General features: G+C 61.4%; 10 protein-coding genes and 1 pseudogene. 6 read left to right on the forward strand and 5 right to left on the reverse strand.

Going from position 1 to position 14,789, the window contains the following annotated elements; genetic code table 11:
• Positions 1-394 precede the first annotated feature (394 nt).
• Both ABE546_RS00885 and ABE546_RS00890 read left to right on the forward strand, forming a co-directional pair.
• On the forward strand, positions 395-1,018 hold the full coding sequence (locus tag ABE546_RS00885; RefSeq protein WP_346462318.1) for a hypothetical protein: 624 nt from the start codon (positions 395-397) through the stop codon (positions 1,016-1,018).
• A 1,759-nt stretch (positions 1,019-2,777) separates the two neighbouring features.
• Positions 2,778-5,165: pseudogene (locus ABE546_RS00890) on the forward strand (autotransporter outer membrane beta-barrel domain-containing protein).
• A gap of 195 nt (positions 5,166-5,360) precedes the next feature.
• On the opposite strand, the gene ABE546_RS00895 reads toward ABE546_RS00890, so the two are convergent.
• Positions 5,361-6,008 (reverse strand): hypothetical protein, encoded by a 648-nt coding sequence (locus ABE546_RS00895; RefSeq protein WP_346462320.1) that lies wholly within the window; start codon positions 6,006-6,008, stop codon positions 5,361-5,363.
• A gap of 863 nt (positions 6,009-6,871) precedes the next feature.
• On the opposite strand from ABE546_RS00895, the gene ABE546_RS00900 reads away from it, so the two are divergent.
• Positions 6,872-7,024 (forward strand): hypothetical protein, encoded by a 153-nt coding sequence (locus ABE546_RS00900; RefSeq protein WP_346462322.1) that lies wholly within the window; start codon positions 6,872-6,874, stop codon positions 7,022-7,024.
• Positions 7,025-7,217: 193 nt separating this feature from the next.
• Here the strand turns inward: ABE546_RS00900 and ABE546_RS00905 are convergent, their stop codons facing one another.
• From ABE546_RS00905 to ABE546_RS00920, 4 genes are all read right to left on the reverse strand, one after another.
• Positions 7,218-7,775 (reverse strand): isochorismatase family cysteine hydrolase, encoded by a 558-nt coding sequence (locus tag ABE546_RS00905; protein WP_282261716.1) that lies wholly within the window; start codon positions 7,773-7,775, stop codon positions 7,218-7,220.
• Positions 7,776-7,790: 15 nt separating this feature from the next.
• Positions 7,791-8,429 carry a DUF6766 family protein gene (locus tag ABE546_RS00910; RefSeq protein ID WP_346462324.1) on the reverse strand — a complete coding sequence of 213 codons (639 nt, stop codon included), beginning with the start codon at positions 8,427-8,429 and terminating at the stop codon, positions 7,791-7,793.
• Between the two features lie 459 nt (positions 8,430-8,888).
• Positions 8,889-9,386, reverse strand: a complete 498-nt coding sequence (locus ABE546_RS00915; protein WP_346462326.1) for a ferritin-like domain-containing protein — start codon at positions 9,384-9,386, stop codon at positions 8,889-8,891.
• Positions 9,387-9,470: 84 nt separating this feature from the next.
• On the reverse strand, positions 9,471-9,893 hold the full coding sequence (locus ABE546_RS00920; RefSeq protein ID WP_282261711.1) for a low affinity iron permease family protein: 423 nt from the start codon (positions 9,891-9,893) through the stop codon (positions 9,471-9,473).
• A gap of 1,159 nt (positions 9,894-11,052) precedes the next feature.
• Here ABE546_RS00920 and ABE546_RS00925 point away from each other — a divergent pair.
• The 3 genes from ABE546_RS00925 to ABE546_RS00935 are packed head-to-tail and all read left to right on the forward strand — an operon-like array spanning position 11,053 to position 14,690.
• The gene (locus tag ABE546_RS00925; RefSeq protein ID WP_282261709.1) at positions 11,053-11,229 is read left to right on the forward strand and encodes a DUF3606 domain-containing protein; all 177 of its coding nucleotides are present in this window, start codon (positions 11,053-11,055) and stop codon (positions 11,227-11,229) included.
• A 12-nt stretch (positions 11,230-11,241) separates the two neighbouring features.
• Entirely contained in the window at positions 11,242-13,839 is a 2,598-nt protein-coding gene (gene ligD / locus ABE546_RS00930) for a DNA ligase D (RefSeq protein ID WP_282261707.1), read from the forward strand.
• A gap of 41 nt (positions 13,840-13,880) precedes the next feature.
• On the forward strand, positions 13,881-14,690 hold the full coding sequence (locus ABE546_RS00935; protein WP_346462328.1) for an OBAP family protein: 810 nt from the start codon (positions 13,881-13,883) through the stop codon (positions 14,688-14,690).
• Positions 14,691-14,789 lie beyond the last annotated feature (99 nt).

Genomic DNA, 14,789 nt, shown 5'->3' on the forward strand with positions numbered 1-14,789 from the left:
TCGCGTCCTTGCATAGTTGCATTCGGGGTGGCGTGGTAGTTGTGAAGGCCGGCTTGATTGCCGGACCGCCATAGCCGCGCGACAGGCGTTTGGCGCTCTCCACTTAGCGGCGCGTTGTGACTGGTTCTCGTCAGGGAGCCAGCGGGGGCGGCCATGGTGCTAGCCGCCCGGACGGTGGACCAGCAGGAGGAGGGCTGCCACGCTGTGTTTCAGGTCGCGCGCCTGATGGAATCCAGCCTCATTACGGGGCTGCCTTAGGCAGTTATCTGCCTGGGTGAGATCTAGATGTTGACCTGCCACACCTGGTCGGTGATCGTTCGAGTAACGCATCGATCATGGCCGGGGGAATATGGAGCATTTGATAGGTCTGGCTGGGGGTCAGCTCAAGATGGTTATGGGTTTGGCTATCTTGGTACTTGGGGGCTTTCGGTGGCTGATTGGCCGAAGAGATCTTCAGTTCGTCCGCCGACGCGAATTCCTTCAGCATTGGAAGAATCCGTGGGAACTCGACGCATTAAGTGTGGAGGTGCTTTCGCGCCAGTTGTTTGGCGCCTATCTGCCGGCAGCTGTGGTCAGAAGGGTCTGTGATCGATCAGGTGCTGAGGTTTGTCGGATGCTAGGTGATCTCGCCGACGTATGGAGCCTGGTTGAGTGGGATCAGAATGCCCAGCGGGTTGGTTGGAAGGCCAAGGCGGCAACGGCTACGAAGCGAGCGAAGTGGAATCTGGTCTTCTGGGCTATCTACTTCGTGTCGGCTTTCTCAGGAGCAACGATACTTTTTGCGCTTATAGCCGGTTCCAACAACGTAAGCATTTCGGCTTCTGTTGCCTCTTCCTTGTGGGGCATCATCCTGATGGCCGTATCGGGCGTTGCTCTATGGCGAACCGACGCTTGGGCAGCGGCAGCGAGGCTTGGTGATGGTTTCTTGGAAGATGTGAACAGAATGGCGGTAACTGACAGGGAAGAGTCTCACCTTGGTCCTCGTGAGCGACTGATGGCTGAGCGAAGCACGCATTGAGTGCTGCCGATTAAATTCCCAGGCTGCATGCCTATGCAGAACAATGGCATGTAATGGAATGCACCAACTTGGCACTGCGTTTCGAAGCTGATGTGAGCTGCGGATAGGCACGATTGACAAAGAGAGCGTCTTGCTTGCATTCATCGCGGCCGACGCCGTCTCATTTTTGCTCACGCCAAGCTGTTGAGCCAGGTAGTTGCCGAGCGGCTCAAGACGGCTCAGGATCAAGCGCTGATCGCTGCGCTGCGCTTCGCTTCGCTAAAGAGCGGCTCAGACTCTAGAGGCGCTAGGGAGCGGTGACTCATCCTATGATCGTCAATTGGTGGCGCGGCCTACCCGAGCGCAGTGAATAGATCGTCGGCATCTTCCCTGTTCAGCTACCAGTGACGCGAGCACGCTGATTAGGGGGCGTTATCAGGGGTAGGGCGGAGGTCCGCTTCTGGCCGGAAGCAGACATGCGGTCGCCGCAGGTGAGGGTTCTTTATCAGCGGTAGGGCGGTCGCGTTTAGTCTCTGAATGGCGTGCAGCAGCCGGTTGGCACCGTGGAAATCAGTAAACATACTGACGAGTAACCGGCAGTTGTGCGGATGCGCGTGGCAGCAGGCAAAAATAGACTCGATGCTCCCAAGTGGAGCTCGACATGTCATCTACGCCGATGGGTATGGCAAAGGGGACGGGGGATGTCCGGGGGCGCTCTCGAGAGGTGTTGCGGCTGACCGCGTTGGCATCCGCCTGCTTCATGAGCTACGCAACCTTTGCGGCCCCGCCTCCGGATCATGGGTTGGAACCCTTGCCCACGCTGTCGGGAACGTCGCTGCTGACCGCACCGTCGGAGGGGGCCGGGTGCCAAGGCATCCAGACCAACCCTCGCGTGGTATCACTGTGCGACGGCGCCACGCACGCGTTACCCGATGCAACGATCCCCGGGACGACCTGGGACGTGGTCCGGGTGGGGTATGGCACCACGGCCACATTCAACGGTTACAACATCGTGGCCGAGATACCGACCGGCGGCGCGGGCTTCTTCAGCCCCATCACCGTGTTCAGTGGGCCGGATGGCGCCTATGCGGTCGCAACCGGCACGTTCACCAACACCACGATCTACATGGCACCCCAATCCCTGGCCAACGCCATCGCGACCACGGGGGGCGTGCTCAACCTGGGGGCGGGGACGGTAGTGGGCCTCAATCCCGCCAACACCTACTCGCCGACCATGACCCTCGCAGCGCTGACGGCGTTCGGAGGCGGTGTGGTCAACGCCAACGGCACGGTGGTCAATCTGCCCACCACGTTGGCCACCGCGTTCCAGATCACGAACTCCGGACCTGGGGGCGGTCTGCCGGGTCAAAGTGCTCTGGGCCAGATCAATGCGTCGAACATGACCGTCACGTTGGGCGATGGAATCGCTGGCACCGGCCGGACCCGTGGAGCGTTGGTCGGGGGCGAGGCCGAGTTGAACCTGACCGACAGCACGATTACCGCAGGAAACTACTCGCTCGGCATCTACAACTACTTCGCCGGGTCCTACACAGGCGCCATAGCAGGCTCCCGATCAAATGTCCTCCGCAGCTCGATCACGCTCGGCAATGACAGCGTCGGGTGGTGGGGCAATGGCGCACTCGCACCGGCCCGCCTCACCGCCACCGACAGCCAGTTCAACGTCGGCACCGGAAGCTGGGGCCTCTTCATGGCCACGGGAGCTGTCGGGCGCCTTACGAACACGACGGTTTCAGCAGGCGCGAACAGCTTCGGTGCCCTGATGCATGACGGCACCAGCCTGACCATTGATGGAACCAGCGCTATCACCGCGACCGGAGCAGGGTCTGTCGGCATTCGGAACGACTCTGGAGCCGTGGTGTTTGGCCCGGGCACTCCGGGCATCACGGGCGGTGATCTCGGCTTGAACGGCATCGCCGCAAGCACCTTCGAACTTCAGTCCGGGAGCACGCTTCGTGTAGGCGTCGGACAAAACGCGGCGACGGCCATCCAGTTGGATGCAAGCACGTTCACTGGCGCCGCGGGTTCCTCGTTGACCGTCACAGCCGGCGGCGCAGCGGGTACCGGCATCTCCGTCACCAATGCTGCTGTCTTCAACCATGCGGGCACCATCGCCGTCTCCGGTCCCGGCACGGCTCTCTCGGCGAACGGCAGCGGCACGAGCGCAGTGCTGTCGGGTGGAGGGGCTGCCAGCGGTGGTGGGGCGGGCGCCCCGGTAATCCAGGTCAGCGATGCAGCAACCTTGGACGCGACCAACGTGGTGGTGAACTCTGCGGCTTCTGGTGCTGCCGTGCCTGCCCTGTTGCTCACGGGAGCAGATGCCTCAGTCCGGTTCGCCCGCGGGAGCCTGGGCAATGCCCAAGGCGGCACGGTGACCATAGACGGGACTGGGGCGTTGGTTGATCTAAGCGATACCCACGTCGGTGGCAGTGGGCAATGGCTGGACGTGGCCCCCGCTGTCGGCGGCTCCGCGGCGGCCGATGGCACCCTGACCATCGTCCGCTCCACGCTGACAGGCTCCGCTCAGACTGCCCTTGGCAGCACGTCCTCAGTCACGCTCATCGACAGCACGTGGTTCCTCACCGGCTCGTCGGTGCTGACCGACCTGGTCAACGACCCCAGCGTGATCGATTTCGCTCCCCCTGTCGGCCCACCCACATTGGCCAGCAGCCACAAGACGCTTACCGTGAACCGCTATGCCGGCGATGGGACGCTGGCGATGAACGCTTGGCTTGCTGCCGATGACTCGCCCTCTGATCGCCTGGTCATCCTCGATGGCACAGGGACGGGGCCGGGCACCATCCAGGTGCGAAGCACCGGCGGGGGAGGCGCGCTTACCGCCGCTGATGGCATTTTGTTGGTCCAGGCGGTCAACGCGACCACAGCCGCTGACACGTTCGCACTTTCGGCCCCGGTCGTGGCCGGGCCGTATGAGTATTTCCTTTACCGCGGAGGTGCCAGTGGCGTCGGCTCCGCCGACAACCAGAACAGCTGGTTCCTGCGGTCGACGATCGACTGCGCCGCCCCCGGTGCTCCGGTCCCGCCATGCCCGGCACCGCCAAACCCTCCGCCCGTTCCGCCGCCGACACCCCCTGTGCCACCGGTGCCACCGACGCCTGCATATCGGCAGGAGGTGTCGCTTGCCGCCGCCTTGCCGGTCATGTCCGCGCTGTATGGCCGGGCGCTGGTGGACACCCTGCACGAGCGCGTCGGCGACCAACACCTGCTCAGGCAGCGCACCGATCTGGACGAAGACCGGACCGGCTTGAATGGCGCATGGGTGAGAGTGCTGGCCCATGACGGCGAGCGGGAAGGCGGGAACCAGGGAATCTACGGAAACCGTGGCCCGGGCTTCGATTACCGATTCCAAGCGCTTCAGATCGGCTTGGACTTCTACCGCTCCATCGACTCGGAGGGCAACCGTCAGCACGCAGGTGGCTACCTGGCCTACGGTAAGGGCAAGGGAGACGTTCGCCACAACATCCTGGATCATGACTTCCACGCCGGCAGCGACGAGTTCGATGCCCGCACGATCGGCGCCTACTGGATCGGGTTCAACGCCCGCGGCGGCTACCTGGATGCCGTGGCCCAATACACGTCATATGACCTGCGCGCGCGATCGACACGGTTGCCCGACACCTTCACCAACGGCAATGGCACGGTTCTTTCGCTGGAGGGCGGGTGGCCCTTCGCCTTGGGTTCGGGTGACACCGCGGAAGATCTGACCGGTTGGAGAATCTAACCCCAGGCGCAGGTGATCTGGCAGCGCGTGGACGTCGACGACCTGGTCGATGACATCGCGCGCGTACGCTACAGCGACGGAGATTCCACGGTGGGCAGGTTGGGCATCCGGCTCAACCGCATCGGCAGTGGCCAGGGCCGCAACGGCGGCGCCCGGGCCAGCGATGCGTGGCTTCGCCTGAACGCGTGGCACGAGTTCAGCGGATCGCCCCGGACAGAGTTCTCCAGCGCGACGGGGTATGTGCCTTTTACGGCCGACCTCGGCGACAGCTGGGGCGAGGTCGGCCTGGGAGGTACGTGGAAGGTAAGTGATACCGGCTACCTGTTCGCGGACGTCGATTACACCTGGAGCTTCAACGGCGATGAGACATCCTGGAACAGCAAGGTGGGCATGCGTTGGAACTGGTGACGATGATGGGCAAGGCAGGACAGGAAAGGCGGGGCCAAGCCCAAGGCGCAGCGCCTGGTCGTCTGCCCGAATGGCGCAAGGGGTGATCGACGCCCAGCCAAGCCAGGATAGCGATGGACCGTTGCAAATCAACGCGCACAGTGCTTAGCAGCGTCGTTCGAATCGGCGTAAGTGCGTCAGTGGCTGCAATGCTGACTACGCTGTATCCAAGGACTTCAACTGGGCGGTCAACAGGCGAGTCAGGCTGCGGCGTGCAAAGTACCCCTGCAACTGTCGGGCCTTGATAGTTCTTGCTCTCAGGCGAGCCTGGCCACCCTCGCGATGCTGAATGCGATAGCAACGTGACGCCCCGCACAGCTCTGCTTGGCTCGCGGTGACCGTCACCACGGTCACTTCCAGGCTTGTGAAGGCAACCTCCGCGGCGATGTCGGGGTTCTCAGTGCTGGCGCGTTCGATCAAGGTCCGGAATCGCCCCAGGTCTCGTTCGCCGCCGCTGCTGAGCGCTCCGACATTGGTTGCACGGCGGACATCATCTTCGTCCCCGGGAACAGCTTGACTCCACCGCTCGGTGCGTTCGGGAATGACTGCTCGTACGACTTTGCCACTTGGCTCAATCAGGTCGATGACCACATCGAGCAAGTACACCGGTTCCAATCCGAGATTGGTCACGAAGCAGTGCGCATCCAGGTCCTTGCCCGCGCCCGAGGTGATCAGGATGGACGGTCGCTGCTGGCGTCGGTAACTGCAAAGGAAAAAACCCAGATAAACGACCCATATCAACGCTGTCACGCACGTCATGGCTGCGGTTATAAGGGGCGCGAAATGAAGCAGGTTCTGTAGCACGTTGAGGTTGATCCCATCGCTTCGATGCGTGTAAGCAGGCGGATGCCAATACTCGCGTTTGAGCCGCTTCCATCTTGTGAAGCGCTCAGCACCTGCGGTTAGGGCCTGCGAGCACGCGCAGCTGAATTGGCTCCGTTTCCTGCTCAGGGGCAACCTGCAGCGCATGACACTTCAGCCTCACCCGCGCTATGCAGAAGGACGCGCACCTTCAGGTAGGTGTCATCCATCTGGCCTCGAATTTTAACGTAGCCTTGGCACGGGCTGCGCATACTTTCCGTCCATTGTTCTGGAGGAGAACGGCAGTGGGCAACTCATCACAAATTTTGTCGACTCCGAAGGTCCTGAGGCTCGAGGTGATGCCGCTGGACTTCGGCGAAGCTGCGGTGGTGGTGGAGTGAAGTCTGAGCCGCCTAAGCGTTGGCTTAAGGCGCTCAAGCGCGAGATGTCCGACACGGAAGGGCTTGAGTCTGCCTCTGCCAAGTTCGACGGTTGCTTTGTCTACGTTCTGGGACTGGAACCGAGTATCGGAGGCGCTGCCCGCCGAGTCAGCCGTCTGCTTGCCGCAGTTCAAGAAAAGCTGGTGCAGGGCAGTGGCCATTCTCCGGAGACGGAGATGGCTACAGCACGCCTTCCGACCCCATCAAATGCTGGCCTGGCTGCCCGCGTGATCAGCGGTGCCTGAAGGAATAGATGCGACGCTGGGCCCGCGGCCTACTCGCGCGGACGGACTGCTGAGCAAATGAACTGTTTAACTACGTGGCGATTTCGTTCGAGGACTTGGGTAGGTTTCAACGGACGCATAACCCAAGCTCCGATAGCCTCATCGTCAGCATCAATGCCGATGCTGTCAATGGAGAACTGACATGGGCAACCAGAATCAGCAGGGTCAGCAGAACCAGCAGGACCAAAAGGGTCAGCAGGAGCGGGAAAACCAGAGTCAGCAGCAGCAACAACAGGATCAGGATCAGAAGCGGGAGCGCTCCGGCCAGCAGGGCAGCCAGGACGAAGAGGAATAAGCAGCTGCCAATCGCCCTGACCTGAATACCAGGATGGCCCGGCTCGATGTCGGGCCATCGTCATTGTTTGGGGCCATAACGCAAAAGAGCAGCCGCGCCTGCCTTCAGTGGAGGGCGCGCACGCCCGCGATCGCTATTCAATCTTTCGATGCCCTTCGTTCAAACCGCATGCATTCGGCGGGAATGAGTCATCCTAAGTCCCAAGGCGGCGCAGGTAGCTCGCAAGCTTAAGAACGGTTGCTGCCTTGGACTCTTCAAGCAATCGGAGTGCCGTGGTCTTTCGAGAGCCGATGCCGGCAACCGCTTCCTGCACCACGATCGTGTCGTATTCCCTGGCGTTGCCATCGAAACATGTGGCCGTGATACACGACTCCGCCGTCATTCCTGCAACGAGGAGCTCCCTTACGCCAAGCTTGGCAAGCAGCACGGCCAGTGGGGTGGCGAGAAAGGCGGAGTGCTTGGGTTTGAGCACGAAATAGTCACCGTGTTCCGGTTCCAGAATCTTCGCGATCGCCGATGACTCACCCTCGGTGGCCAAGCACAGCCTCACCAACTCCTTGAAATCCATCTGCCAGTTGGCGAAGTTGTCGTTGGCGTAGATGACCGGATGGCCGAGCGCCCGGAAGCGCTGGGCGAGCGTCGCGATGTGCCGAGCGGCTTCCAGCGCCTTCGGCTTCACCTGGCCGGCTTCTGGGAAGTCGAACAACGTAAACATGTCGATGATCAGGAGCGCTGGGCTGGGTGTATTCATAGCTGCTCTTGCCCCTCAATCGCCCGTTTGGCTGTGAGGCGCCGCCAGCGGTTTGGACTGCGGTGAGTCCTTCTGACGAAGGAATATGGTCAGGATAACCAAGGCAAGCACGGCCAAGAACTCACTCTGCCAGTTCTGGAAGGATTCGAACCAGAAGCTGCTGCTCCACAGGTGTTCCCAGCAGGTGGGAGCGGGCAATCCCTTCGCGAGCTGCTCATCGACCTCCGCACGCCAGCTGCCAGCAAGATGCAGCGAGAAGCTCAGCAGGAACAACGCCGTGAATGCGATCGCCAAGGAGTGACCGTAAAGCATTTTCCAGATCCCCCCTCTCCGAACGGCCCAAGGCATGGGACCCGGCTCAACTCGCTCTTGCTCCTGCGCATCATCCAGTGGGCGCGATTCGGCCGAACCCTTCTGGCGGAGGCTGACGGTCAGCAGGACATACATGCCCATCTGAAGGAACTCGCTTTCCCAGTTCTCGAAGGTTGCGCTGACGAAATGGCCGCTATGCAGGTATGCAAATAGGCTCAGTGCAGCACGGTGCGTTTCAGCGAGTTCCTCGTTGTGGGTCAAAAAGCCAGTCCATATCTGGCCTCCCAAGAAGACCAGGAGAAAAGCCAGAAGCACGATCGATAAACCGCTTCTCTTCCACATGCCCACACGGCCTACAGTTGAACGAACGTCTCGACAGTAGTCTTGCGACCAGCGAATTGCAGTGAAGGAGCGGCGATCTACGCCGCTCCCCGGTTCAGCCACTAAGTCCTGGCTTTTTGCCTAACGTGTTGCCTTGCCCAAAGTCGGGCTGAGTTTTTCCATCGCGCTCGCCCGCGCCTTCGGGCTCTCCCTCTCCCGCCTTACCGCCCTTTCCATGCCCACGCTGGTCGTAGCCAGCGTTCTCGGTGGCACGGTTGGCGGCGCCTTCATCCGCAGCAGGCGGCTTGGCAGGAACGAACGGCGAAATCGGGTCACTCGCGGGGAACGTCTCCTCCAAGGCCTCTTCGTGGTTCCTGTCCGTCCGGGTCTTCCGGTGATGTTCCTCAGCCGGTGTTTCGCTACGGGCCTTCTCCCCGGGCACAGGGAGATCTTTCTCGTCTCGGCTCATAACCATGCGCCTCAAGCGGCCTTCGCGGCCTTGGCGTTGCCACCCGACTTGGCCAGGATCGTCAGCTTCTCGTCGGTTGCCTTTTCTTCTTCCAATGTTTCCAGCAGGAGCGGGAGCGCGTCCTTGTAACCCAACTGCTTGGCGAGGGCCGCAATGGTGCCGTAGGAAGCGATTTCGTAGTGCTCGACCTTCTGGGCACCGCCAATAAGGGCGGCATCCCGCACCGGGCCTTCCTCGATACTGTCGATGGCTTCCTTACCCTCCTCAACCAACCCCTCCATGGCGGCGCACTTGATGCGTTTGAGGCGGATGCCCAGCAGCTCGACAACCTGGTCGATGCGTTCGATCTGACCTTGGGTCTCTTCCAGGTGGGTTTCGAAGGCGGCGGCCAGGTCCGGATTGGAGGCGGCGCGCGCGAGGCGCGGCAGCGCCTTGGTCAGCTGCTTCTCCGCGCTGTAAATGTCCGACAGTTCGTGAATGAACAGGTCTTCAGCGGTCTTGATCGCCATGATGGTTCTCCGGGTTGGTGGTGGGTGGAGCGCTGAAGCTAAGCGCCCTCTCGTTAGGTTGGTGCGCAAATCTGTGAAGGCCTGCTACACGCCCGCAACGTCTTCTTGCGCGCACGGCATGCACAGGTCTTTCTTCGCCTTGAGATGGGCCGCAGTCTTGGCCAACTGCTCATATCGAAGGCGGATTTCCTCCAGACGCTCCTGGTCCATCTCCTCCAGATTCAGCAACTCGTTGTTGGCGTTGCTGGTCACTCGGATCAGCTCATCCAGCTTGATGTGGATGGCGGCGGTGTCGGCATTCTGGGTGTGCTGAATCAGAAACACCATCAAGAAGGTCACGATCGTCGTTCCGGTATTGATGACCAACTGCCACGTGTCGTTGAACCTGAAGAACGGTCCGCTGCTCGCCCAGACAATAACCACACCCAAGGCCGCTACGAAGGCGCCCAACGATCCCGAGGCGCGCGAAGCAGAGCAGGCAATTTTGCTAAAAAACGGTTTCGACATGGTCCACTCATGCGTGTTGAGTGGAAGAGAACCTACGACCGCGAATGTCGAGGATTGGTGACTTTCAGCATCGTAGGAAACCCGAAGTGAACGCTTTCGAGGGGACGCTTACGGCAAAAGGGATGTGTGCGGGCCGTTGACAATGTCCTTTCGCCGTTTTCACGCATTTAGAACGAGGATTGCCGGCTCATGCCAGCGGAGGATCCGAGGATGATGGCCGACGCATTGAGGCGTTTGAGTGACTGGACTGCCCAGCCTGCGTTCCGAGAGTTGACCGTGCGGGAGGCTGCCCTGCACCTGCAAGAACTTGCACCCAGCTACCCAGATCCTTTCGATCAACCGGTGGAGATTTGTGTAAATGGGTGCCGGTGGTTTGCCGAGGAGGTCGAGGCAGTCGCGGACGCTATCCACAGGGCAGGACGGCGACCCCATCGCGCGAGGGAACTGCTCGGCGGTCCCGAATGGGGCATCTTGCGCAATGCGGCCGGCCTGTGGGCGGTGACCGGTCCAATGGCGGGGCGGAAGTCCCAGTACCGCGAGGGATCCGCGTTGGTCCAGGCTCGCGAGCCCGAGGCAGCAGTTGAAGCTTAGATCACTGCTGCGGTGGATCTGAGGACGCAGGGCCGCCGGCTGATCTTTGCGAAAATTCCATGAAACGAGCAGCCGAAATCGCCTGGCGGATCCCGCACGCAGGGCACTCCAGCACCGCCCCGCCACCCGGTATGTTCACGAGGCTCGGCGGGGCAGTAGCATTGGTGACGCGGTGGCAGGAAAGACATTCAGCCTGAACGTTAAGCACCATAGGTTCCTCATCCGAACCCGGCCGACTTGGCTGCACGTTGACTTCAAACAGATAGAACAGCCCAGTATTTGGCATGCCAGAGATTTCGCGTTTAGTGGCGCAAGCGGGGGAAGCCCGGGCCTAAGTATTGCTTTCATCATAAGTACCCAAGACCGCCGTAGCCAGAGCCCGGTGGAGTCCAAATGTGCTGGCCGACGATGAGGGCCAGAAACGCTTCGAGGTCCGAGGTCGCTAAGTCATCAGCGTAGGTGATGTGTCGGAGCTGAGCCTCATCTGTGAAGGGGCGCGCGATTCCCGTTCACGGCGGGCCTACGGTGGTGGGACTAGAAACAGTCTACTTGCCTGGGAGTAGATGCCATGACTGACGACAAGAAGAAGACCGGTTCCCCGGATCGCGACCGAATCAACGTCAATGAAGATTACGAGGTCCAGTATTGGACCAAGACATTGGGCGTTACGGCTGCCCAGCTAAGGGAAGCGGTCAAGGCCGTCGGCCCCACCTCGGCGGCGGTTCGTGAGCACCTGGGCAAGTGACGGGCGCGAGGCATGTCCCTCACCGAATATCGCCGCAAGCGCAGCTTTAGCAAGACCAAAGAGCCCGAACCCGGCAAGGCACTACCCGCCGGGCAGCGGGCCATCTTTGTCGTTCAGTTGCATCATGCCAGCCGTCGTCACTACGACTTCCGCCTCCAGCTTGGTGACGCGCTGAAGAGCTGGGCCGTGCCCAAAGGGCCAAGCTACGACCCGAAGGTCAAGCGGATGGCTGTTGAGGTGGAAGACCATCCCGTCGACTACGCCAGCTTCGAAGGCGAGATCCCCAAGGGCGAATATGGTGGGGGCCACGTCGCCCAGTTTGATCACGGGGTCTGGGCCACCGAAGGGGATCCCGAGGCCCAACTCGCCAAAGGACATCTGCGCTTCGAACTGTTCGGATCCAAGCTCAAAGGCGGATGGCACCTGGTCCGCTCCGGCAAGCCGGCGCGCCAACCGCAGTGGCTTCTCTTCAAGGAGGCCGATGCCTACGCCAGCCAGGTCGAGGCCGATGACCTGTTGGGGGATGTCGCCGCGCCCCCTGCCGCAGACCTCAAACGGGCCGGCAGCGGGAAGCCCGACAAGAAGCGGCTCAAGGCAATCCCCGTCGCAAAACCCGCTCGACGCGTGGATTGGGCCAAGAGGGCGTTGGCGCTGACCAGTGCTAAAAAGGCAGAGGCCCCCCAGGGTCCGTTCGAACCCCAGTTGGCCAAGCTGGGCGACTCGCCACCCAAGGGCGACCAGTGGGTTCACGAGATCAAATGGGACGGCTACCGGATCCTGGCCACGGTAGCGCAAGGCGAGGTTCGCTTGTGGTCGCGCAACGCGTTGGAATGGACCAACAAGATTCCCGAGATACGTGATGCCGTCGCTGCACTTGGTTTGAAATCCGCCGCCTTGGACGGGGAGTTGATCGCGGGGCGCGGGACGAAGGAAGACTTTAATCTGCTTCAAGCCACCCTATCTGGCGAGCGCCAGGGTGCGCTGTCGTATGCGCTCTTTGACCTTCTGCATATCAATGGCGTGGACATTGCGGATGCGCCGCTGCTGGAACGAAAGGAGCTGTTGGAGGACGTCTTGAAGGGAGCCTCATCCCATTTGGCCATGAGCTCGCACATCGCCGGCGATGGGGAGGCGGCCTATCGTTTGGCGGGTGAGCAGCATTTCGAGGGCATCATCTCCAAGCGCGCCGATCGCGGCTACCACGGCGGCCGAGGTGAGGATTGGAAGAAGACCAAGCAGTTGGCCAGCGACGAATTTGCTGTGGTCGGCTACACGGCACCCAAAGGAAGCCGCACTGGTTTCGGATCGTTGCTACTGGCCAAGCCCGACCCCGAGCATGGGTGGCTCTACGTGGGGCGCGTCGGCTCGGGGTTTTCGGACACCCTGATCGGGGAGCTGACGGCGCTGATCGGCATCGCCGGCGGGAAGAAGCCCACCGCACATGTCCCAACGACAGAGACGGACTTGCGGGCCGCCACCTGGTTTGCGCCCCGGTTTGTCGTCGAGGTCTTTTACCGAGGCATTGGCGGGCAACAATTGCTGCGCCAAGCGTCGCTGAAAGCGGTGCGGCCCGACAAAGACGTGGCCGATCTAAAGGACTCGGATTGGAGCAGCGATACCGGCGGCGGTGCTACATCTGCCAAGCCGAACAAACGTGGGAAGCAAGCCGTCACCAAACCCGAGCGCGGTGTCGCCGTCAAACCCACGAACAGCAAGGGCAGGGCGGGTGCAGGAGAGCGGGTTCCCCCAAAGCTCTCCAGCCCGTCCAAGGTGATCTTTCCCGACATCAAGGCCACCAAGCAGGAGGTGTGGGACTACTACAGCGCGGTTATGGACCATCTGCTGCCTGAGATCGTTGGCCGTCCACTGTCGATCATCCGCTGCCCAGCTGGCACCGGCCGGCCGTGCTTCTTCCAGAAACACCACACTGCGGGTCTGGAGTTGGTCACTTCGGTGAAGCTCAAGGAAGACAGTGGGATCAATGCCTACTACCTGGTGGTCGACGACGCCGCCAGTCTCTTGGAGCTTGTGCAGTTCAACGCCTTGGAGTTCCACCCTTGGGGCAGCCACGCCGATTCGCCCGACCGCGCCGATCGTGTGGTGTTCGATCTTGACCCGGGCCCAGACGTGCCGTTCTCCGAGGTCAAGAAAGCTGCAACCGACATAAGGAAGCTCCTTCAGCAGTTGGAGCTGGAGTCCTTCCTGCGCGTTTCCGGAGGCAAAGGCTTGCACGTGGTGGTGCCGTTGAATCCGGGATGCGATTGGGATTTGACCAAGCGGTTTGCTCATGGATTCGCAGACGCTTTGGCACAGTCCGAGCCGCAGCGATTCTTGGCGACGTCGACCAAAAGCCTGCGCAACAAACGCATCTTCGTCGACTACCTGCGCAACGGCCGAGGGGCTACCGCCGTGGCGTCCTATTCCTTGCGAGGCAGGCCCGGCGCGCCCGTGGCAATGCCCATCGCGTGGAGCGAGCTGTCGAAGCTCACCCGGGCCGATAGCTTCACCATGAAGGACGTGCCCGCCAAGCTCAAACGCAGGCGCAAGGATCCTTGGGAAGGTATCGAATCAATCCAACAGAACTTGGCACGGTGGGCACAGGACGACTGATCCCACTTACCAGCTGCCGTTGCTTTTCAGGAGGAATCACTATGCGTCGATCCATCGTTTGCGCCGCCGTCGCGCTTGTCCTGTCTGCGTGCGGCGGTGGGAACACAGAGTCCAGCGTCCAAGCGCCCGGGGCCGAAGAAAGCGCGAAGACCAAAGCGCTAGAGACCGGGGCGGCCGTGCTGCAGGACCGGCCTCCGGTCGACGCCATCAACGCCTATCTGGACGGGTTCCATTTCTACAACGGCCAGATGAAGGTCCAGATGGAAGCCCATCACTACTGCTCCATCCTCAACGAGGATGTCATCCAGTGCACGATCTACGACGGCAATATGAAAGACGCCAAGCTGATGGGGGTGGAATACATCATCAGTGAGAAGCTGTTTGCAGGCCTTCCTGAGCAGGAAAAAGCGCTGTGGCACAGCCATGTTCAAGAGGTGAAATCGGGTCAGCTCATTGCGCCGGGGATTCCCGAGGTGGCCGAGCATGCGCTGATGGAGAAGCTCATCCACACGTATGGCAAGACCTGGCACACATGGCACACAGACCTGGACAAGGACCTGCCCCGAGGCATGCCGCAGCTGATGATGGGGTTCACCGCAGACGGCCAAGCGGACCCGGCCATGGTCGCTGCCCGTGACGCCCGGCTCGGGGTCAGTAGTGAGGACAAGCGGAAGCGTCGTGCCGATATCGCCGCGCCCCCCATCGATGCAGGGGCGGATGCGTGGCAGAAGGGGAAGGTCATCCAGATCGAGGACCCGACCGGCGGGCATGTTCACGCAGGGAAAGATGAACCTGACGCGCCGTCCGACGGGGACAAGAACGCGACGTCCAAGGGCAGCTCAGAAATGTGAGGGCGGGCGTCGAGGTCAAGACCAAGACGTCCGTGGGCTGTTACCGAGTTTCGATGACCAGAGCCCGATGGAACACCGGCAGCACGGGGCTGAACGGTA

This window comes from Stenotrophomonas sp. TWI377, assembly GCF_039674525.1.
Classification (GTDB): Bacteria; Pseudomonadota; Gammaproteobacteria; order Xanthomonadales; family Xanthomonadaceae; genus Stenotrophomonas.

What these genes read in the sequence shown, in the direction of transcription:
- ABE546_RS00920 (WP_282261711.1), bottom strand. Translation starts at nt 9,893, where the DNA reads ATGTCGAAACCGTTTTTTAGCAAAATTGCCTGCTCTGCTTCGCGCGCC.
- ABE546_RS00910 (WP_346462324.1), bottom strand. Translation starts at nt 8,429, where the DNA reads ATGTGGAAGAGAAGCGGTTTATCGATCGTGCTTCTGGCTTTTCTCCTG.
- ABE546_RS00935 (WP_346462328.1), top strand. Translation starts at nt 13,881, where the DNA reads ATGCGTCGATCCATCGTTTGCGCCGCCGTCGCGCTTGTCCTGTCTGCG.
- ABE546_RS00885 (WP_346462318.1), top strand. Translation starts at nt 395, where the DNA reads ATGGGTTTGGCTATCTTGGTACTTGGGGGCTTTCGGTGGCTGATTGGC.
- ABE546_RS00925 (WP_282261709.1), top strand. Translation starts at nt 11,053, where the DNA reads ATGACTGACGACAAGAAGAAGACCGGTTCCCCGGATCGCGACCGAATC.
- ligD (WP_282261707.1), top strand. Translation starts at nt 11,242, where the DNA reads ATGTCCCTCACCGAATATCGCCGCAAGCGCAGCTTTAGCAAGACCAAA.
- ABE546_RS00915 (WP_346462326.1), bottom strand. Translation starts at nt 9,386, where the DNA reads ATGGCGATCAAGACCGCTGAAGACCTGTTCATTCACGAACTGTCGGAC.
- ABE546_RS00900 (WP_346462322.1), top strand. Translation starts at nt 6,872, where the DNA reads ATGGGCAACCAGAATCAGCAGGGTCAGCAGAACCAGCAGGACCAAAAG.
- ABE546_RS00905 (WP_282261716.1), bottom strand. Translation starts at nt 7,775, where the DNA reads ATGAATACACCCAGCCCAGCGCTCCTGATCATCGACATGTTTACGTTG.